Origin of the sequence: Synechococcus sp. CCAP 1479/10 (assembly GCF_019038515.1) — a bacterium.
Taxonomy (GTDB): Bacteria; Cyanobacteriota; Cyanobacteriia; order PCC-6307; family Cyanobiaceae; genus Cyanobium.
On the sequence record NZ_JAFKRJ010000005.1, the window covers coordinates 1 to 19,529 of the forward strand.

Below are 19,529 nucleotides of genomic sequence, written 5' to 3' on the forward strand. Positions count from 1 at the left end.
GCAGCCGTAGCGCTCGATCAGGTTCGAGAGAGCCTGGAAGGCCCAGTCGGTGGGCTTGACGTCGGAGAACTGGTTGATGCTGGTGACCTGCTCCTGGCTCTGGCCCGTTCCGGATCGGGCGTAGCGGTTGACGCCCTCCAGGTTCAGTTCGCCGGCGTTGGCCCCGAGGGGGGCCAGCAGGCCGGCGGTGGCGAGGGGAAGCAGGCGACGCAGGGGAACGGTCATGGAGGGGAGATGACGTGGGCGAAGATATGGAAAGGAGGCGCTGGAGGGGGCAGCCGCTGGGGCAATTCTCTGGGTCAACGCCGAGAACGATAATTGTTATCAGCGCAACGCCTGGCGCGCAGGACCGGTTGCGTCGCCGTCCGGGCCCGTGCCGCAGCCCGCCGCCATCCCGGCGACCAGCCCTGTGGCGGCCACAAACAGGGCGAGGCTGGTGCGGGGGCGTGCCATGGACGAACGGGGCCGGGTGCTGCCGAGTGTGCAGGGCCCCGCCAGGGGGGTCCGCCTCGAAAAGGACAGCCGACGGTGCCATCGGTCACGCCGCCGGGTGCCCCGTCGCCGGTCGCATCAGGGCCGGCCGGTGGACAGTGCCGGAACACGCCTGCGGCCTGATCGTGACCCGAGCGCGCCACCTCACCCCATCGACCCGTGCGACCCGCCGCCGCCGAGCCCTGGCCCTGGGCCTGCCCCTGTGGCTGGGCCTGGCTGTGAGCGGATGCGGTACCCAGAGCCGCGTCGAGGCGCCGACCCCGCAGGCGGTGGTCGAGTCGTTCGTCGCGACGGTGGTGCAGCCCAATGCCGACGCGCTGGTGACGCAGACGGCGGCCCTTCAGGAGGCGATCGGGCGCCTCTCGGACCAGCCGTCCGAGCCCCATCTCGAGGCGGTCCGCCAGGCCTGGCGCTCGGCACGCCGGACCTGGGAGACCAGTGAGAGCTGGGCCTTCGGTCCGGCGGAAACCCAGGGCTTCGACGGGGCGATGGACGACTGGCCGGTGAACCGCCGGGACCTGGCCACGGCCCTGGCCGGTGGCCCGTTCACAGCCGCCAGCTTCGCTGCCCTCAGCGACACCGCCAAGGGGTTCCACGGCATCGAATGGGTGCTTTGGGGTGGTCGCGCCGGCACACCGCCCAGTGCCGCCCAGCTCGGCCCCAACGATCTGGCCTACCTGCGCCTGGCGGCCGGGGATCTGCACCGCCAGGCCGAGGGGCTGCGGGCCAGCTGGTCGGGGCCCGGGGGCTTCGGTGCCCGGATCAGTGCCCCCGCCGAGACGGGCACGGCGGTGCAGGAGATGCTGCAGGGGGTGATCGGGCTGCTCCAGGAGGGGGGCGACGAGAAGCTCGGCCAGCCGCTGAAAACCCGGGATCCCCACACGCTGGAAAGTGCCGACAGCGGCAACACCCGCTCGGATCTGCTGGCCAACGTGGAAGGGGCCCGCCGCGTGCTGATGAGCACCGGCCTGCTGGACTTGATCCGCCGGCGGGACGCCGACCTTGCCCAGCGGATCGACACCCAGACCGCCCGGGCCGTGGATCTGGCCCGGGCCCTGCCGGACCCGGTCAACGACCACCTGGATGATCCGGCCTCCCGCCGGGCGATGGAGGACCTGATCGGCCAGCTGCACAGCACCGCGGCGCTGGTGGAGCGCTCGGTGCCCCTGCTCTCCTGATGGGCCGTTCCGCCCGGGCTCTGCGACGGGTTCTGCTGGCCGCGCTCGCCCTGGCCGTGGTGCTCGGGTTCGGCCTGCGGCAGGTCTGGGGGGCCGCCGATCCCCGGCAGGCCGCCGGAGCGATGACGGTGGCCAACCGCACCTCGGCCTCCTTCGAGCAGCCGGCCGCCGGCCTCACCCCAGCCGAACGGGCGCGCCACCAGGCGGCTGATGTGCTCTTCGATCGCACCCATGTGCCCCTGGAGGGCGCCCCCGGGGCGGGTCTGGGGCCCCGCTTCAATGCCGCCTCCTGCGTCGCCTGCCATGTGCGCAACGGCCGCGGCCGCCCGCTGATGGGGGAATCCCTGGTGCGGGTGGCGCTGCGGGACGGGCGGCCGGTGCCGGAGCTCGGCCGCCAGGTGCGGGACCGTGCCGTGCTCGGGGCCCGGCCGGATGCGGCCGTGACAGTGGCCTGGCAGGAACGGAATCGCCTGCGCCGGCCGCTGGTCCAGCTGCAGGCGGACCCATCCCTCGACCTTTCCGAGCGGTCGGTGGCCCGCTCCCTGCGGGTGGCGCCGCCCCTTATCGGCCTGGGCCTGCTGGAGGCGGTGCCGGAGGCGGCGATCCTGGAGCACGCCGATCCTGACGACCGCGACGGTGACGGGATCTCGGGCCGGCCCCACTGGCTGGAGGAACCAGGGGGGAAGCAACGGCTGGGTCGCTTCGGCTGGAAGGCGATCTCCCCGTCGCTTCAGGAGCAGACCGCAGCGGCCCTCCTGAATGACATGGGGCTGACCAGCCCGGGGGACATCGGCCGGCGCGAGCTGGATCTGATCACCTTCTACAGCCAGACCCTGGGGGCGCCGCGCACCGCCCTGCCGGCCACAAGCCCGGTGGTGCGGCAGGGCCGGGAGCTGTTCGACAGCCTGCAGTGCGCCCGCTGCCACGTGCCGCAGCTGGCCACCGGCCGTTCAGCGGCAGCGGTGGCCGGGGTGATCAACGGCCAGACCTTCTGGCCCTACACCGATCTGCTGCTCCATGACATGGGCGCCGGCCTCGACGACGGGGTGGCCGAGAAGGGGGCTCCGGGGCGGGAATGGCGCACGGCTCCCCTCTGGGGCCTGGGCCTGGCCCAGCGGGTGAATGGGTCGGTGGGGTTCCTCCACGACGGCCGGGCCCGCAGCCTTGAGGAGGCGATCCTCTGGCACGGGGGGGAGGCCGCCGCCGCCCGGGAGCGCTTCACGGCCCTGGCCCCGCTGCAGCGCCGCTGGCTGCTGGGCTGGCTGCAGCAGCTCTGAGCCTCAGAGGGCGAACAGGGCGTCGTAGCGGCCGTACTCCGGCTTGCGCAGTCCTTCGGTCGCCAGCATCCGCCGCAGCTGGATGATCTCGGCGCGCTGGGCCACGATCACGCCCCTGGCGAAGCGCCGGATGGTGGGATTGGTGCTCTTGGCCAGGGCGTCGTGGGCCATGATGAGCGCCCCGCCGTGGTGATGGAGCATCCCCTCCAGGAACCAGACGACGCGGTTGTCCGGGGTGGGTGGCTCGCCCATCATCCGCATCCCGTCGATCTGGGCCTGGCTCATGCGGGTGAGGCCACTGAGGCTGTTGGGATCGCCGCCTTTGGCCAGGGCCACCGGATACACGGGAGCCTGGGGATACCAGGCCTTGCGCCACAGCCCCATGGCCCGGATCTCGCTGGCCTGATCACGCCAGATCGTCTTGCCCAGGGCTCCCACCCCGGGCGCCCCGATGCCGAAGACGAACTCGCTCATCCGCAGGGCACCGGTGTGGTGCTGCACCATCCCGTCGATGAAGCGCAGGTCGTAGGTGGCACCGGCGGGGCCCACGTCGTGGGCATGGCCGGCGTGGGCCGAGGCGGCTCCGGCCGGAGGGGCGCTGGTCGGCGCGGCGTGATGGTGCTGATGCTGGTGATGGTCGTGGTCCATGGCGCCCGGGGTGCTGCCGCCCGGCTCCTGCGCCAGGGCGGGATGGGTCAGCGCCAGGGCGCCGAGGATCCCGAGTGCGGCGGCGGGAAGGCGGCGGTGGGGCATGGGAACGCAGGGGGAGTCCCAACCGTATGGTCTCCCCCCGGCAGGAGAGTCAAGGTGCCGGCACGCCCCTTCTTCCGGGCCGGCGTCATGCCGCGGCCGCCGCGATGATCGCCCGGGTGGAGGCTTCCACCTCAGCGGCGACCGCTGCCAGGGAAGGATCGGCCGAGAGGCCCGCCAGCATCACCCCTGGGCGGAGCATGCCGATGCGGGTCCGGCCGACTTCGGTGTAGACCGAAATCCGGCAGGGCAGGGCCATGTTGAGCGCCATCGTGGTGGTGAGCACCGCAGCGGCCTGCAGGGGATTGCAGACCTCGAAGATGCGGCATTCCTCAGGGAAGGCCAGGCCCTTGCTGCGCAGCGTCTGGCCCAGGTCATGCACGGCGAGCACACCGAAGCCGTGGTCCGGCACCGCCTGCTGCAGGGAGGCGCAGGCCTCCTCGAAGGATTTCGTGGAGTCGAGGATGAAGAACGGATCCATGGATGGGGCCTCGCGGGTTCAGGGCGTCCCGTACCAGCTCCGGTACCAGCCGGCCATCTGCTCGATCTCCTCGCTCTGGACCTTCACCATCGCCTGCTGCAGGGCCTGCAACTGGGGATGCTGGCTGCCGGTCTGGGCCATTGAGGCCATCATCACGCCCATGCGGTGGTGGGGAATCATCTGTTGGATGAAGGCGCGATCGAAATCAGGGGCGTTCTTCAGCCAGGCGATATCGGTGCCCCCCATGCCCATCCCCCCCATGCCCATCATTCCCATGCCTCCGCCATGGCCTATCGCTCCGCCCCATGCCGGCACGGAGCCGCCGAACCAGGCGCGGTACCAGGCCCGCATCTGGGCGTTCTCCTGGGTCTGGCTGGCCTTGATGCGGCCGGCCAGGGCCCGGATCTCCGGTCGCTTCGCCCGGCTCAGGGCCAGGTCCGCCATGGCGATGGCACCGTCATGGTGGGGAATCATCATCACGATGAAGCGCTGATCCATCGACGGTCGGGCCCCCTGCCAGGGTCCGCCTGACGGAGGAGCGAGCGTGGCCGGGGGGGCGGAGAACGCCGGAGCCCCCAGGGCCAGGATCAACGCACCGAGTCCAGCGGCGGCGGCGCGGCGGGCCGCCGGCTGGGTGCGGCGGGATGGGGTGCGGGTAGGGTCCATCGGCGCGTTTCCATGCCTGGGTCCTGCCTTCAGCATGGGTAGGGAACGGGGCGCTGAAGCGACTCCGACCCTGGGCTTCACCGGCCAGCGGCTGGACGGCGCAGCCCCGGGCTCTCAGACGCGAAGGTTCGGGCAGATCACGTCGCTGTCCTTGGGCGGATGGCTCTGCCAGCCGGCCAGCAATCCCAGCAGTTCCGTCCTGAGCTGGCGCAGCTCCTGGATCTGGCCATCGATCCGTTCGATCTGGCGTTCCAGCTGCCTCTGGATGTCGCCGCAGGGCAGTTCACCGGCGTCGTGAACCGCCAGACAGCCCTGGATCTCCTCCAGGCTGAGCCCCAGGGTCTTGAGGCGGCGAATGAACTCCAGCCGCCGCAGGCTCTCCTCGGCGAACAGGCGGTAGCCGCCCTCGCTGCGGCCGATCGCCGGCAGCAGTCCCAGATCCTCGTAGTACCGCAGGGTCTTGACGGTCATGCCGCTGCGGCGGGCCAGCAGGCCGATCTTCATGCCGGTCTTCAAGCCGGTCTTCATGCCGATGGCCTGCATGGTTCCAACTCTCCATCCTGAGGGAGAGTCTAGGCGGGGCCGCCCCGCCCGGGGCCGCCCCGCCCGGGGCCGCTCAGCCCTTGTCGTCGGCCAGTTTGGCGGCGGCATCGCTGACTTTCCTGGCCACCGCCTTGGCGCCCTCCTTGAGATCCTCGGCGACATTCATGGCCGAGGCCTGGACCTGTTTGGCCTTGCCCTTGATCTGGTGACCGGTGTCGCCGGTCAGATCACCCAGTGCTGATTCAAGTCTGCCTTCGGCATCCTTGGCGGCGGCGTCGTTCTTGTTGGTCATGGTTCCTTTGGTGATGGGTCTCGATGCTGTGCAGATCGTCAGGGACAATCCCGAGGGATGGTGTCGATGTCTGTCCTCCTCGTACCCCTGGAAGCTGCCTCTCCAACCTAGGGATTCCTGCGGGTTCCGCGTGTCGAATGCTGCCCACCATCGCCTGCCGGAACGCCGGAAGAAACCAGCAGACGAGTGCTGGCAGGGAAGACCGGCTGGTCACGATCGATGATGCTCCTGATGCAGTCTGCAGCAATCATCTGCATCCTTACGGCTTCAATGCCTCAGCTAAATCTGCTAGTCATTCCTCCTGCCATGACGCTTGCATTCCGTCTTTCTCAGGTGCTGCAGATCAGCAGCCTGATGGTGCACTACAGACGCGGTCGTCCTGTGAAAGAGTGATCTCAGCGGGACCTGAACCATGGCACAACTGTTGGTGCAACCCCTGGCAGAACCGTTGGTGCAAAAGGGGATGGTGGCCCTTCCCTGCTCGGATGGCGTGGCGTTCCGGGTCTGGGCACCACACGCCGCTCAGGTCTCCGTCGTCGGCACCTTCAACGACTGGGACGCCAGCGCCCATCCGATGCAATCAGAGCCGCGGGGTTACTGGTCTGCCTTCGTTGAGCGCGCCAGAATCGGCGACCCCTACAGCTACGAGCTGTCCACCGATTGGGGCGTTCACCAGCAAGCCCCGCGCCGATCCGCTCAGCCAGTCGGGACCGTTCATGTCATCACGGCCAGGGAGGACGACCGCGGCCTCGTCCGCACGCTTCAGCGCTGACGTGGAGGCTGTTCCCGGCGACTGGGACGGACTCCCCTGCCACGCGGCGTGCAGCATCGGCCCCTACAGCGCCCTGATCGATTCCCAGTGATCGGGGGCTCCCCGCTCCCGTGCCGGCCACGCCAGGCTGGTGGGGGCAAGGATCCCTGGCCCGAGGCCGTCACGTTGCAGTCCGAACGCCTCCTGGGGTCCGAAGATCCTCCGGTCTTCCGGATCGTCAACCCCGCCGGGCGCTCGGCGGTGCTGCTCACGGCCGACCACGGCGGCCGCGCCATTCCCCGGTGCCTGGGGGATCTGGGCCTGAGCGATCGGCAGCTGGCCAGCCACGGGGCCTGGGATCTGGGTGTGGACAGGCTGGGCCTGCTGCTGGCGGCGCGGCTCGACGCCTTTCTGATCCTGCACAACTATTCCCGGCTGGTGATCGATGCCAACCGGCCGCCCCGGGCGCCGGATTCGATCGTCAGCCACTGCGAGCAGAGCGCCATCGCCGCCAACCTGACCATCGACTCAGCCGGGCGTCAGCGACGGCTCGAGGAGCTCTTCCATCCCTACCACCGCCGCATCGCCGCCGAGCTGGAGGCGCGGCAGGCCCAGGCGCGAGCGAGCGTCCTGGTCACCCTGCATAGCTTCACGCCGGTGCTGGACGCCGAGGTGCGTCCCTGGCACGTGGGGGTGCTGCATGGCCGTGATGCCCGCCTGGCCAGCCGGGTGCGCCAGGGGCTCCAGCGCGAGCGGGGCCTGCGGGTGGGGGACAACCAGCCCTATGCCGTCAGCGACGCCAGCGACCACACCCTGGTGGTGCATGGGGAGGGACGCCGGATTCCCCATGTGGAGCTGGAGGTGCGCCAGGACCTGCTGGCCACCGAGGCCGGCCGGCGGGCCTGGGCGCAGCGACTGGCCGGGGTGCTGGAGGCCGCTCTGGCGGAGGGGTTACCGCCGCTTCCGGACGGTCCGGCCTCCGTAGGGTGACCCATGGACAGACCGCCTACCGCCCCGCCGCCGCCGACCCCGCCGACCCCGCCGATCGAGATCGCGGTGGGCTTCGACGTGGTGCTGCGCTTCCCAGCCCCGACGCCCCTGATCGTGACCCTGGGCGTGCACGAGAGCCGGGCCGCCGATCTTCGGGAGCCGGATCTGCTTCAGGTGGAGCCCCCGGTGACGCTGCATCCGTATGTGGACTCCTTCGGCAACCTCTGCCAGCGCCTGGTGGCACCGGCCGGCCCGCTGCGGCTGCATGGCCATGGGGTGGTGGCCGATTCCGGCCGTCCCGACCCGGTGCTGCCCGCTCTGGAGCAGCAGCCGGTGGAGGACCTGCCCGAAGACACGCTGCTGTTCCTGCTGGCCAGCCGCTTCTGTGAGTCCGATCTGCTCGCGCCCCTCGCCTGGTCCCGGTTCGAGGCGACCCCCGGCGGCTGGGGGCGGGTGCAGGCGATCTGCGACTTCGTCCACCAGCACGTGCGCTTCGACTACAACCGCTCCAGCCCGACGAAATCGGCCCTCCAGACCTTCGAGAGCCGTGAGGGGGTGTGCCGTGACTTTGCCCACCTGGCGATCGCCCTGTGCCGTTGCATGAACATCCCGGCGCGATACTGCACCGGTTACCTGAGCGATATCGAGGTGCCGCCGCCCCACACGGCCATGGACTTCCATGCCTGGTTCGAGGCCTACCTCGGCGACGGCTGGCACGTCTTCGACCCGCGCAACAACACCCCCCGCATCGGCCGGATCCTGATGGCCCGGGGCCGTGATGCGGCCGACGTCGCCCTCACCACCAGCTTCGGCCCGTCGGAGCTGGTGTCGTTCCAGGTGTGGACGGCATGACCTACTGCGTGGCGGTGCTGCTGGAGAGCGGCATGGTGTTCGCCTCCGATTCCCGCACCAATGCGGGGCTGGATGATTTCGCCAGTTTCTGCAAGATGACCGTCTTCGAGCGGCGCGGCGACCGGGTGCTCGTCCTGCTCAGTTCCGGCAGCCTGGCCGGGACCCAGGCGGTGATCGGTCTGCTGCGCCAGCAGGCCGAGGCCGGCGACGGTGAGCCCTCGGTCTGGACGGCCCGGACGATGTTCGATGTGATGGTCCTGGTATCGGATGCGGTGCGGGCGATCGAGCAGCGCGACGGCCCCTATCTGAAGGCCTCCGGCTCCAGCTTCAATGCCTCCTTTCTGGTGGGCGGCCAGATCAAGGGTGAGGCGCCGCGGCTGTTCCGCATGTACGCGGAGGGCAACTTCATCGAGGCCGGCGAGGACACCCCCTTCCTGCAGACGGGTGAGGCGAAGTACGGCAAGCCGATCATCGACCGTGTCATCCATACCGACACGACGCTGGCGGAGGCCTCCAAGTGCGTGCTCGTCTCCTTCGACTCGACCATGCGCAGCAACCTGTCGGTGGGGATGCCCATCGACCTGCTCGTCTACGAGAAGGACCGCTTCGAGATCCTCCACCGCCGCCGCTTCAGTGAGGGGGACGCCTACTTCAAGGACCTCAGCGCCGAGTGGAGCGTGGGCGTGCGCAAGGTGTTCCGGGAGCTGCCGGAACTGGTCTGGTAGGCGGCCCGGGCCCCGCGGCCGATCCCCCTCCGCTGGTGCTGATCCACGGGATGTGGGACACCCCCCGTCTGTTCGATCCCCTGCAGCGCCTGCTGGCGGGGCGTCGCGGCCCGCTGCTGATTCCCCATCTGCCCCACCGCTTCGGGCTCACGCCGATCGAGGAGCAGGCCGACCTGCTCGGCCTCCATATCGAATCGGCCTTCGGGGCGGAGCAGCCCATCGATCTGCTGGGCTTTTCGATGGGCGGGGTGATCGCCCGGACCTGGATCCAGCTGCGGGGCGGCCACCGGCGCACGCGGCGGCTGATCAGCGTGGGCAGCCCCCAGCAGGGCACCCTCACCGCCGGTCCCTGGCCCAGCTGGCCGCTGGCCGGCATCGCCGACCTGAAGACGGGCAGCCCCCTGCTGGTGCGGCTCAACAGCCAGCTGGCCACCCTGGAGCCCGTGGAGTGCTGCAGCTTCTACTGCCATCCGGACCTGATGGTGATGCCGGCCTGGCGCGCCGTGCTGCCGATCGGCCCGGGCCGCTGCCTGCCGGTGCGGTATCACCACCAGCTGATGACCCACCCGGCCGCCCTGGAACCGCTTATTCACGAGCTGCTACGTCCCTAGCTTGGAGAGACAAGAGGGGTGCCGACCGTGGATCTGTTGGCCATCTCGCTGCTGGTGCGCTGGCTGCTCGGCTGGGCCCTGTGCCTGCGCATGCCCCGGCTTCCCGCCTCCAGGGTCCAGGGCCAGCCGACGGTGTCGGTGCTGATCCCTGCCCGCAACGAGGAATACACCCTGCCGAAACTGCTCGCCGCCCTGCGCCTCCAGAGCCTCACACCCCAGGAGGTGATCGTGATCGACGACCACTCCGATGACCGCACCGGCGCCATCGCCGCCGCCGCCGGCGTCACGGTGATGCGGCCGCCGCCGCTGGCCGAGGGGTGGTGCGGCAAGACCTGGGCCCTCCACCACGGCGTCCGCGCCAGCCGGGGGGAAACCCTGCTGTTCCTCGACGCCGACACCGAACCCCATCCCGAGTTCCTGCAGCGCCTCGTGGCGACCCAGCAGGAGCTGGGCGGCCTCGTTTCGGTGCAGCCCTTCCACCGCACCGAGAAGCCCTACGAGCTGCTCTCGGTGCTGTTCAACCTCGTGGGGCTGATGGCGGTGCCGATGGGCCGGGGCTGCGGGGTGGCCTTCGGGCCGGCCATGGCCACCAGCCGCAGCGATTACGACCGCATCGGCGGCCATGCGGCGGTCGCCGGCAAGGTGGTGGAGGACTGGTTCCTGGGCCACCTTTATGAGCAGGCGGGGCTGCCGGTGAGCGCCTACATCGGCCAGGGGCTGCTCGACTACCGCATGTATCCCGGAGGCTTCCAGGACATGGTGGTGGGCTTCGCCAAGAACTTCGCCACCGCCGCCGGGGAGGTGCGCTGGCTCTGGATGCTCGGCGTGATCCTGTGGATCTCCGGCCTGTTCTGGGCGGCCTGGTGCCTGCCCGCCTCCCTGCTGGGCTGGCCGATGGTGGGGGACACGGCCGTGCTGCCCAACCTGCTGCTCTACGTCGCCTTTGCCGTACAGCTGCTGGTGGTCACCCGCCGGATCGGCGACTTCGGCTGGATCTGCCTGATCTTTCCGATTCCCGTGCTCTTCTTTCTGGGGGTGTTCGTTCTGGCGATCCTGAATCTCGAGCGGGGCACGATCGAATGGAAGGGCAGGCGGTTTCCGACGCGCTAGCGGCGCTGGCCTGCGCCCTGGGCTGGCTGCTGTGGTCGCTGCTGGTCGGTTGGCTGGCCCACCGGCTGCCCCCGCAGGCGCTGGATCACGACAGCTGGCTGACGGGACGGCGCCCCTGGCCGGAGAGCCGCAGCGGCTTCGAGCAACGGCTCGCCATCCGCCGCTGGAAATCCCTGCTGCCCGATGCCGGCACGGCCTTCCCCGGGGGGGTGGCCAAGAACAGCCTGGTGGGCAGGGATCGCCCCACCCTGCAGCGCCTGCTGGCGGAAACCCGCCGGGCCGAGCTGGTGCATCTGGCGCTCTGGCCGTTCTGGATCGTCACGGCCCTGTGGCTGCCGCCGGCCGGGGTGCTGATCAACCTGGTGTTCGCGACCCTGTTCAACGTTCCCTGCCTCTGGCTGCAGCGCTACACCCACCTGCGGGTGGAGCGCGCCCTCCAGGCCCTGAATCTCCGCTCCGGCGAGGGCTGAGGGTTCCCTCAGGGCCCCACCACTCCGCTCTCCAGTTCGAGGTCCACGCCGATCCCGCCGTCCTCGGCATGGCGGGCCACCAGCAGCCGGTGGCGGCCGCCCTCCAGGACGAAGCCGTCGCGGGCTTCGTCGAACCAGGCGAGGCGGCGCAGCGGAATCCGGATCCGCAGCCGCTGGCTCCCGCCGGGCCCCAGGCTCACCCGAGCGAAGCCCACCAGGGTGCGCTGCGGCCGCTCCACGGCCTCCCCGGGCGGCTCGACATAGACCTGCACCACCTCGGCGGCCTCCACGGTGCCGGTGTTCGTCACCGTGACGGCCAGCTCCACCGCCGCCTCGACCCCCGCCGGGGTGGGGAACCACGCCACCGCCGGGTCGGTGTGGCGGAAGCGGCTGTAGGAGAGCCCGAAACCGAAGGGAAAGGCTGCCGGCCGCTCGCTGCGGGCCAGCCGCCGGTAGCCGTGCCAGAGGTCGTAGGTGATCTGCCGGGCCCGGGGATCGAACGGCGGCAGGTGGCCGGCCTCGGTGGGTACCGAAAAGGGCATCCGCCCCGACGGGGAGATCCGTCCCAGCAGCACGTCGGCGAGGGCCGCGCCCCCCTGCTCGCCGGGGTACCAGAGCAGCAGCAGGCCGGGCACCCGCTGCCGCCACGCTTCGCACAGGATCGCCCCGCCGCCCATCAGCACCACCACCGTGCGCGGGTTGGCGGCGGCGACCGCCAGGATCAGGGCCTCCTGCGATGGCGGCAGCTGCAGCACCGTGCGATCGCCGGAGGCGAAAGAGCCGCCGGCCCGGGCCGAACCGAAGCGCGTCACCCCGGCGACCATCGCCGCCACCGCCGTCCATAGCGGTAGCAGCCGGCGGCGGCCGCAGAGGCGCAGCAGCCAGTCGGGGGGCGGCGCCTGGCACAGGATCGGCGCCAGATCGCCCGGGTGGATGTGTTCCCCCTCGTGGCGCCAGTCCAGGCCCACCACCAGCAGGGCCGCCTCACAGCGGGCCGCCAGGGCCGCCGCCCCGGCCGGATCGCTGCCGTCGTCGTGGTGCAGGCGCAGGTCCGGCGCTGCCGCCCGCAGTCCGGCCAGGGGCGTCACCACCGACCCCGGTGCCGGCCGGGTGTCGGAGGACCCCCGGTCCCCCAGGTTGGCGGTGTCCGCCAGCGGGCCGATCACCGCCAGCGAGCCGATGCCGTTCAGGGGCAGCACGTCGCCGACGTTCCTGAGCAGCACGATCGAGCCGGCGGCGGCGTCCCGCGCCAGCTGCCGGTGGGCGCGGCAGCCGCGCAGGGTCACCGGATAGGCGCCGGCGGGCACCGTGGCCTGGGCCAGCAGCATCCGCAGCACCGCCGCATCGATCAGGGCCTCCGGCACCCGGCCCGCCGCCACCGCCGCCGGCAGCGTGGCCGCGAAGATCATCCGGAAGGGCATCTCCAGGTCCTGGCCGGCCTCGATGGCCGCCACGCCGTCGCGGAGGCCGAAGATGAAGTCGGTGAGCACGAAGCCGCGGAAACCCCAGCGTTCCTTGAGGATCTCCCGCAGCAGGTGGGGATGCTGGCCGCACCAGGCCCCGTTGACGCTGTTGTAGGCGCTCATCACCGCCAGGGCGCCGGCCTCCACGCCGTCGCGGAACTGGGGCAGGTAGAGCTCCTGCAGCACCCGCTCACTGGCCGTCACATCGACGCGGAAGCGGGCGCTGTCGATTGAGTTGAGGGCGAAATGCTTGAGGCAGGCGATGGCATGGCGCTGCACGCCGCGGGTCGCCGCGGCCCCCATGGCGCCCACGTGCACCGGGTCCTCGCCGTAGGTCTCCTGGGCCCGGCCCCAGCCCGGATGGCGCAGCAGATTCACGCAGATTCCGCCGAACAGGTTGGCCCCGAAGCTGCGCGCCTCCGCCCCCATGGCCTCGCCGATCCTCTCCTCCAGATCGACGTCCCAGCTGGCCCCGCGGCCGATGGGGGCCGGGAAGGTGGTGGCACCGCCCTCCAGCACCACCCCGCGGGGGCCATCGACGAAGTGCAGCCCGCCGATGCCCAGGCGCTCCACCACCCCGGACGGCCAGGGGCGGCGGTGGGAGGCGTCGTGGAGGGCGATGGCCGCCAGGCCACCCCAGAACGGCGTGTCGCCATCGAGCATGGCCAGTTTCTCGGCCAGGCAGAGCCCCTGCAGCTGGGTCCGGGCCTGCGTCTCCAGGCGACTCCAGTCGTGGAAGGGGGGCACGGAATCAGCCTAGGGGCGGGGCTTGACTCTCCAGCCCAGGGGAGCCCATACGGTGAAGCCCAAGCTCCCGGTCACGGTCCGCCCGCGATGAGCATCACCACCCTGGGCTCGCCCTGCTGCGCCGCCGAACCGGCGGCCAGCGCCCCGACGGGGATGGAGAGGGAGCTGGCGCGGGAGCTCACCGTGCTGCGCCGCCGCCTGTCGGTGGCGGCCGTGCTCACCCTGCTGGTGATGGTGGCCACGCTGCCCCACATGTTGGGGATGCACCTGGATTGGCTGCCGGCCTGGTTCACCAGCCCCTGGACCCAGCTGCTGCTGAGTTCCCCGGTGCTGTTCTGGTGCGGGCGGGAGTTCTTCAGCGGTGCCTGGTCGTCCCTGCGCCGCCACAGCGCCGACATGAACACCCTGGTGGCCGCCGGCACCGGCATCGCCTGGCTGGCCTCCCTGGTGGCCACGGTGGCCCCGGAGGTGCTCACCGCCGAAGGTCTGCCGGCCGACGTCTACTACGAAACCGCCGCGGTGATCCTCACCCTGGTGCTGCTGGGCCGGCTGCTGGAGGCCAGGGCCCGCGGCCAGACCTCCGAGGCGATTCGGCGGCTGCTCCAGCTCCAGCCCCCCACGGCCCGGGTGCTGCGGGAGGGGATCGCCACGGAGGTCCCCGTGGCCACGGTGGCGGTGGGCGACCTGGTCCAGGTGCGGCCCGGGGAGAAGCTGCCCCTCGACGGCGTGGTGGTTGAGGGCAGCTCCTGGGTGGAGGAATCGATGCTCACGGGCGAGCCGACACCGGTGGCCAAGGGCCCCGGGGACGGGGTGATCGGCGCGGCGATGAACCGCAGCGGCAGCTTCACCTTCCGCGTCACCCGCGTCGGCGACGACACGACGCTGGCCCGCATCGTCGCGCTGGTGCGCCAGGCCCAGAGCTCCCGCACCCGGGTGCAGCGCCTGGCAGATCAGGTGGTGGGCTGGTTCGTGCCGGTGGTCATCGCCATCGCCATCGCCACCTTCGTGGTCTGGTTCCTGGTCAGCGGCAACGTGGTGCTCTCCACGCTGTTTCTCGTCAGCGTGCTGGTGATCGCCTGCCCCTGTGCCCTCGGCCTGGCCACCCCCACGGCGATCATGGTGGCCTCGGGCAAGGGGGCCGAGAACGGCCTGATCTTCCGCAGCGCCGAGGCGCTGGAAACGGCCGGTGGGTTGCGCACCATCGTGCTCGACAAGACCGGCACCCTCACCATGGGCCAGCCGGAGGTGACCGATTTCGAGCGGCTCCATGGCGGCCGGATGCCGGTCGGGACGCTCCTGGCCCTGGTGGCAGCCGTGGAGTCGCGCTCGGAGCATCCCCTGGCGGAGGCGATCGTCGCCTACGCCGCACCGCGCTGCGGTGATGGGGATCTTCCTCCGGTGCAGAGCTTCGAGGCCATGACCGGGTCCGGTGTGCTGGCCAGCGTGGCCGGCCAGGAGGTGCGGGTGGGCAGCCCCCGCTGGCTGCGGAGTTCGGGCCTGGACACCACCACCCTGGATCCGGTGGTGGCGCGGCTGGAGCGGGCCGCCCGCAGCGTGGCCGCCGTGGCCGTGGAGGGGCGGATCGAGGCCTGCTTCGGCATCGCCGATCCGATCAAGCCCGAGGCCCATGCCGCCGTCGCCGCCCTGCGGCGGCTGGGGCTGGAGGTGGTGCTGCTCAGCGGCGATGCCCGCCGCACCAGCGAGGTGGTGGCGGCCGATGTGGGCATCGTGCGGGTGATCGCCGAGGTGCGCCCCGGCGACAAGGCGGCGGTGGTGCAGCAGTTGCAGGAGCAGGGGCAGGGCCCGGTGGCGATGGTGGGGGACGGCATCAACGACGCCCCGGCCCTGGCCCGGGCCGATGTGGGCATCGCCATGGGCACGGGCACCGATGTGGCCATCGCCGCCAGTGACATCACCGTGCTCTCGGGCCATCTGGGTGGCGTGCCGGCGGCGATCGAGCTCAGCCGCCGCACCATGGCCACCATCCGCCAGAACCTGTTCTTCGCCTTCGCCTACAACGTGGCGGGGATCCCGATCGCCGCCGGGTTGCTGTTCCCGCTCACGGGCTGGCTGCTGAACCCGATGCTGGCGGGAGCCGCCATGGCCTTCAGTTCGGTGTCGGTGGTGAGCAATGCCCTGCGGCTACGCCGCTTCCGGCCCCGCCTGCGTCCGTCGGGGGCCGGGACATGACGCCCCACGAGGTCGCGCCGCTGTGGCGCACGATCCCCCAGCCGCTGGCCCTGCAGGTGCTGGTGGCGGCGGCCGGGCTGGCCCTGATCGCAGCGGAGCTCTGGTGGTTCCTCGGCCCCCATGGCGCCGGCGTGGCGGCCGGCGAAGGGGAGCAGGGGATGCAGGAGATCACCATCACGGTGCAGGGCGGTTACGCCCCGGCCCGCGTCCGGGTGAAGGCGGGACGGCCGGTGCGTCTGCTGTTTCACCGCACCGATCCCAGCGGCTGCGTGGCCCAGGTGATCTTCCCGGACTTCCAGCGCAGCCTCGACCTGCCCCTGGGGGCCACCACCAGCATCGAACTTCTGCCCGAGCGGCCGGGCTCCTACCCGTTCCACTGCGGCATGGCCATGGTGCGCGGCAGCCTGGAGGCGGAGTGATGGCGAGAGGCTGGGAAGAGGCTTTCGAGCTGGCTTGTGATCACCATCCAGCGTTGTGATCACCAACCTTGACAATTCTTCTGCTTGGTTGCTGCAGAACGCCAGATAAAAAGTGTTCGAAAGACCAATCCTGGTATCGTTGATTCCTGTGCTCGTGAACGTGTTCCAGGATTGATGAACAGATTTGTCACCGGATTCTTCAGCCAGGCCTCGCTGCTGTTGGTTGCCCTGGCCGTGGCGGCACCGGAGGCACGGGCCCAGGGCAATCCCTGGGGCGCCCCGAGCCAGCAGACGCCGGTGCAGACCACGCCATGGGGCGGCGGCGGTGGATCCGGCGGCGCCGGTTACGGCCAGCCCGGCAACCGAACCCTGTCCTTTCCGGTGCAGGGGGTGATCTGCGACAGCTCCGTCAGCGTCTGCTTCAACGCCAGCGGGGCCGCCCTGGTCGAGACGGAGCAGGAATTCGGACGCCGGGCGCGCCGCACCCTGGAGAACAATCTGGTCAACAATCCGCTGGTCGACGTCACCTTCGCCGACGGCCGCTACTGCAACTTCAACCTGCGCGGCTGCTGGACGAACCGCCAGCGCACCAGCTTCGACCCACGGCTGAACCCCTGGGTGTTCGGCGCCGGTGCCGGCTCCAGCACCCCGGGCGGCCAGGGCACGGTGATCGGCGGTGCCGGTTCCACCTGGGGGCCTGGCGGCGGCACGGTCACGGGCCAGCCCCCCTCCAACAGCTTCCAGGCGCCGTTCACCCGCACCCGCCAGAGCGGCACCTGCACCTGGACCAACGCCGGGATCTCCATCTACAACGGCACCTGCCGTTACGAGATCGTCCAGAACAACACCAACGGCTCCAAGACCCTGGCCTTCACCTTCGACAGGCTGCCGGCCTCGAACCCGCTGCGCACGCTCCGCTTCACCGCCCAGGGCAACGGGCCCTGGAGCATCCAGATGCCCAACGGCTCGGCGGCCGCCGTGCAGTCGAGGGTCAACGCCGACCAGTACCGCTCCGACATCCAGCTGGGCTGGGCCAGCGTCTTCAACCTGGGCTTCCGCAGCACGACGACGGCCACCACAGCCCAGCTCAACCAGGCCCTCCAGCCCGTGGATGCCAATGGCCAGATGGTGCAGGGCAGCGACAGCGAAGCCCTGGGCCAGGCCCTGGGCGGGCTGCTGCAGCAGCTGTTCGGTGGCGGCCGGTAAAAGGAGCCTCGCTCAGCCCGCCACCGGCCCCAGACCCTCGCCGGCATTGCTGAAGAAGCGGCGCAGGTTCACACCCGCCTCGTGGGCGGCGATGGTGACCTGCAGCTTCTGCTCGGCGTCGAGGCCATCCCAGAAGGCATGGAACAGGTCGAGGGAGGCCTTGGCCGTCCCGACCACCCCCACCAGGGCCATCGGCGCCGCCAGCCAGGGGAACACCAGCAGCACCACCGAGAGCACGGCCCCCACCGCCACACCGGTTTTGGCGGATTCCAGGCTCGTGGCCAGCACCAGCCGCACCTGGGTCAGTCGGTCGATCTCGCCCCGCTTGCGCAGGGCCTCGGTGCGCAGGGCGCTGAGGAGCGCCTGGTAGGTGGCGTAGAGCAGCACCCCGCCGACGGTGGATTCCGAGACGAATTCACCGCCAGTGAAGGCGCCGCCGTTGCGGTTGAGATCCACCGAGGCCAGCCCCGCCAGGGGGGCGGCCTCCCAGCCGGCGCGGGGAATGCGGAAGGGATCGTGCTCGCGGGTCATGGCCATCGGGACGAATGGCTTCCAGCCTGCCGTCACCGGGGGGATGGGCGCAATGGCGGCTCACCCCGACAGCTGCGGCAGCTGGCCGGAGGTGGAGAACTGGTAGTTCCAGCTGCGGCTGGCATCGAAGGTCTGGTTGGTGAACAGGTCGGTATAGATGGCGTTCCAGTTGGAGATCCCCCCGTCGCCCATGCCGATCGCCAGCACGTTCACGTTGCTGGCGCCGGCCCTGGCGGCCACGGTGTCGAGGGTGTTGTTGAGGGAGGTCTGGGCCTGGGCCCAGATGTCGACGCCGGCGGCCGTCGGCACCCGGATCGGGGTGCCGCTGCTGGTGTAGCGCAGCCCCGAGCTGAGGATCGGATCGCCGTCGAGCCAGGAGCTGGTGGGCAGGGCAACGTTGGTGCCGGTCCAGCCCTGACCGAAGTCGGGCCGGTTGTCCCACCAGGGGCGCCGTTCGGGGCGGCCGTCGGTGATCATCGCCACCGACACGATCGTGTCGAGGGCGACGTTGGGCAGTTCCTTCACGAGCAGCCGGTCGAGGGCCACCAGGGCCCCGAGCATCTCGGTGCCGCTGTAGCGGTTGCCGTTGGTGCCGGGGGCGGTGTAGGCATCCAGGGAGTTGGGCGCCGGCAGACCGCGGGCGATCCAGTCGGGGCTGGTGGTGGCCCCGTAGGTGATGTCGGGGGTCTGGGTGAGCAGCACATCCCGGGCCAGCAGTTCGCCGAAGTTGGGATTGCTGCCGGTGAAGGTGACCTCGCTGTGGCTGACCAGATAGCCGAAATCGATGGTGTGGATCGTGATCGACCTGGCATTGGTGCTGCTGCCATCGGTGGGGTCGTCCACCAGTTCGTAGTTGAGGATGTCGGTGGCCAGGGTCTGGCTGCTCGTCAGATTGGTGTCATCGAGGAAGGGCTGGAAGGTGTTGCTGCCCTTGAGGGTGTAGCCGTAGCCGGCAGCGGCCAGGGCCGATTTCAAGGTCTCGAAGGCCAGACGGTTCTGGGCCTCGATCCGGGAGACGCCACTGGGGTCGCTGCCCTTCATCGAGGTGGAGCTGTCGAGCAGCAGGTAGAAGTCGACGTGCCTTGGTGCCGGCACCGGAGGGTTGGGCGAGATGGCCAGGTTGTCGTAATCGATGGTCACCGTGGCCGGGTTGCTGATCGCCCCCTGCAGGTCCCTGATCGTGTACTGGATCGGGGTGGGATCGCCGACGAACCCGCTGACTGGGGTGAAGCTGATCTCCTGGGTGGCGCTGTTGACGCTCCAGGTGCCTTCCCCGGCCACCAGCAGCGACTGGCCGGGCCCTGCACTGCCCACGATCGTGATCGAAGCGGGATCCAGGGGGGAATCGAGGTCGCTGTCGTTGTCGGTGACGTTGACCGACGCCGTGGTGCCGGCTGCGGGTCGGATCGGTCCGCCGAAGACGTCGTCGGTGGCCACCGGCGGATCGTTGATCGGCGTGACGGTGATGGCGAGGGTGGAGGCGTCGTTGGCACCGGAGCCGTCGGTGACGGCGTAGGAGATCAGGGGAACCGGGCCGTTGTAGTTGGCGGCCGGCGTGAAGGAATAGGAGCCGTCGGCGGCGATGGTGAGGCTGCCGGCCCCGGCGATGGTGATGGGGCTGCCGAGGGGGAAGGGACCGCCCTGGCCGGCGATGGAGAAGGAAGCGATCGACACCGGGCCATCGGGACTGGTGGTGCCGGCGAGGAGATTGCCCGTTGTGGTGCCGCTGTCCTCGGCGATGGAGATGGTTTCGTTGGCGTCGCTGAAGTCGTCGTTGACCGGCGT

The 19,529-nt window shown here is 70.5% G+C and carries 20 protein-coding genes and 1 pseudogene; 12 read left to right on the forward strand and 9 right to left on the reverse strand.

Annotated features, from left to right (window positions below; all coding sequences use genetic code 11):
* A pseudogene (locus tag KUG39_RS01420) lies at nucleotides 1-225 on the reverse strand (iron uptake porin); the annotation flags it as partial.
* Nucleotides 226-617: 392 nt separating this feature from the next.
* On the opposite strand from KUG39_RS01420, the gene KUG39_RS01425 reads away from it, so the two are divergent.
* Both KUG39_RS01425 and KUG39_RS01430 read left to right on the forward strand, forming a co-directional pair.
* Nucleotides 618-1,670: an imelysin family protein gene (locus KUG39_RS01425; RefSeq protein ID WP_216912300.1), complete on the forward strand. Its 1,053-nt coding sequence runs from the start codon at nucleotides 618-620 to the stop codon at nucleotides 1,668-1,670.
* Nucleotides 1,670-2,947, forward strand: a complete 1,278-nt coding sequence (locus tag KUG39_RS01430; protein ID WP_216912302.1) for a di-heme oxidoredictase family protein — start codon at nucleotides 1,670-1,672, stop codon at nucleotides 2,945-2,947. Before KUG39_RS01425 ends, KUG39_RS01430 begins: the two co-directional genes overlap by 1 nt.
* Nucleotides 2,948-2,950: 3 nt before the next feature.
* Here KUG39_RS01430 and KUG39_RS01435 read toward each other — a convergent pair whose 3' ends face one another.
* The 5 genes from KUG39_RS01435 to KUG39_RS01455 all read right to left on the reverse strand — a co-directional run bounded on the left by KUG39_RS01435 (nucleotide 2,951) and on the right by KUG39_RS01455 (nucleotide 5,679).
* Nucleotides 2,951-3,700, reverse strand: coding sequence for a DUF305 domain-containing protein (locus KUG39_RS01435; RefSeq protein WP_216912304.1), 750 nt, complete (start codon nucleotides 3,698-3,700; stop codon nucleotides 2,951-2,953).
* A gap of 85 nt (nucleotides 3,701-3,785) precedes the next feature.
* Nucleotides 3,786-4,178 (reverse strand): DUF302 domain-containing protein, encoded by a 393-nt coding sequence (locus KUG39_RS01440; protein ID WP_216912306.1) that lies wholly within the window; start codon nucleotides 4,176-4,178, stop codon nucleotides 3,786-3,788.
* 18 nt (nucleotides 4,179-4,196) lie between these two features.
* Nucleotides 4,197-4,844, reverse strand: coding sequence for a DUF305 domain-containing protein (locus KUG39_RS01445; protein ID WP_216912314.1), 648 nt, complete (start codon nucleotides 4,842-4,844; stop codon nucleotides 4,197-4,199).
* A gap of 114 nt (nucleotides 4,845-4,958) precedes the next feature.
* Nucleotides 4,959-5,372 carry a heavy metal-responsive transcriptional regulator gene (locus tag KUG39_RS01450; RefSeq protein WP_353617309.1) on the reverse strand — a complete coding sequence of 138 codons (414 nt, stop codon included), beginning with the start codon at nucleotides 5,370-5,372 and terminating at the stop codon, nucleotides 4,959-4,961.
* Between the two features lie 88 nt (nucleotides 5,373-5,460).
* Entirely contained in the window at nucleotides 5,461-5,679 is a 219-nt protein-coding gene (locus tag KUG39_RS01455) for a CsbD family protein (RefSeq protein ID WP_094584167.1), read from the reverse strand.
* 412 nt (nucleotides 5,680-6,091) lie between these two features.
* Between KUG39_RS01455 and KUG39_RS01460 the strand changes: the two genes are divergently transcribed.
* From KUG39_RS01460 to KUG39_RS01490, 7 genes are all read left to right on the forward strand, one after another.
* On the forward strand, nucleotides 6,092-6,451 hold the full coding sequence (locus KUG39_RS01460; RefSeq protein WP_502988628.1) for a hypothetical protein: 360 nt from the start codon (nucleotides 6,092-6,094) through the stop codon (nucleotides 6,449-6,451).
* Between the two features lie 165 nt (nucleotides 6,452-6,616).
* Entirely contained in the window at nucleotides 6,617-7,420 is an 804-nt protein-coding gene (locus tag KUG39_RS01465; protein ID WP_216912318.1) for an N-formylglutamate amidohydrolase, read from the forward strand.
* A 3-nt stretch (nucleotides 7,421-7,423) separates the two neighbouring features.
* On the forward strand, nucleotides 7,424-8,272 hold the full coding sequence (locus KUG39_RS01470) for a transglutaminase-like domain-containing protein (protein ID WP_198960045.1): 849 nt from the start codon (nucleotides 7,424-7,426) through the stop codon (nucleotides 8,270-8,272).
* The gene (locus tag KUG39_RS01475; RefSeq protein ID WP_216912337.1) at nucleotides 8,269-8,997 is read left to right on the forward strand and encodes a proteasome-type protease; all 729 of its coding nucleotides are present in this window, start codon (nucleotides 8,269-8,271) and stop codon (nucleotides 8,995-8,997) included. The genes KUG39_RS01470 and KUG39_RS01475 overlap by 4 nt, the downstream gene beginning before the upstream one ends.
* Complete coding sequence (locus KUG39_RS01480) at nucleotides 8,991-9,608, forward strand: esterase/lipase family protein (protein ID WP_216912335.1); 618 nt, start codon at nucleotides 8,991-8,993, stop codon at nucleotides 9,606-9,608. Before KUG39_RS01475 ends, KUG39_RS01480 begins: the two co-directional genes overlap by 7 nt.
* Before the next feature lie 27 nt (nucleotides 9,609-9,635).
* Nucleotides 9,636-10,718, forward strand: a complete 1,083-nt coding sequence (locus KUG39_RS01485; protein WP_216912320.1) for a glycosyltransferase family 2 protein — start codon at nucleotides 9,636-9,638, stop codon at nucleotides 10,716-10,718.
* Nucleotides 10,688-11,188 (forward strand): glycosyl-4,4'-diaponeurosporenoate acyltransferase CrtO family protein, encoded by a 501-nt coding sequence (locus tag KUG39_RS01490; protein ID WP_094584170.1) that lies wholly within the window; start codon nucleotides 10,688-10,690, stop codon nucleotides 11,186-11,188. The genes KUG39_RS01485 and KUG39_RS01490 overlap by 31 nt, the downstream gene beginning before the upstream one ends.
* Before the next feature lie 8 nt (nucleotides 11,189-11,196).
* Here KUG39_RS01490 and KUG39_RS01495 read toward each other — a convergent pair whose 3' ends face one another.
* Nucleotides 11,197-13,398: a beta-glucosidase family protein gene (locus tag KUG39_RS01495; RefSeq protein WP_216912322.1), complete on the reverse strand. Its 2,202-nt coding sequence runs from the start codon at nucleotides 13,396-13,398 to the stop codon at nucleotides 11,197-11,199.
* A gap of 87 nt (nucleotides 13,399-13,485) precedes the next feature.
* On the opposite strand from KUG39_RS01495, the gene KUG39_RS01500 reads away from it, so the two are divergent.
* The 3 genes from KUG39_RS01500 (at nucleotide 13,486) to KUG39_RS01510 (ending at nucleotide 17,213) form a co-directional block, all read left to right on the forward strand.
* Nucleotides 13,486-15,588: a copper-translocating P-type ATPase gene (locus KUG39_RS01500; RefSeq protein WP_216912324.1), complete on the forward strand. Its 2,103-nt coding sequence runs from the start codon at nucleotides 13,486-13,488 to the stop codon at nucleotides 15,586-15,588.
* Nucleotides 15,585-16,007, forward strand: a complete 423-nt coding sequence (locus KUG39_RS01505; RefSeq protein ID WP_094584173.1) for a cupredoxin domain-containing protein — start codon at nucleotides 15,585-15,587, stop codon at nucleotides 16,005-16,007. The genes KUG39_RS01500 and KUG39_RS01505 overlap by 4 nt, the downstream gene beginning before the upstream one ends.
* Nucleotides 16,008-16,181: 174 nt before the next feature.
* Nucleotides 16,182-17,213, forward strand: coding sequence for a YcgJ family protein (locus tag KUG39_RS01510; RefSeq protein ID WP_216912326.1), 1,032 nt, complete (start codon nucleotides 16,182-16,184; stop codon nucleotides 17,211-17,213).
* A 12-nt stretch (nucleotides 17,214-17,225) separates the two neighbouring features.
* On the opposite strand, the gene KUG39_RS01515 is transcribed toward KUG39_RS01510, so the two are convergent.
* Nucleotides 17,226-17,744 (reverse strand): hypothetical protein, encoded by a 519-nt coding sequence (locus KUG39_RS01515; protein WP_216912328.1) that lies wholly within the window; start codon nucleotides 17,742-17,744, stop codon nucleotides 17,226-17,228.
* Nucleotides 17,745-17,804: 60 nt separating this feature from the next.
* A partial coding sequence (locus KUG39_RS01520) for a cadherin-like domain-containing protein (RefSeq protein WP_216912331.1) occupies nucleotides 17,805-19,529 on the reverse strand: 1,725 nt, incomplete at its 5' end.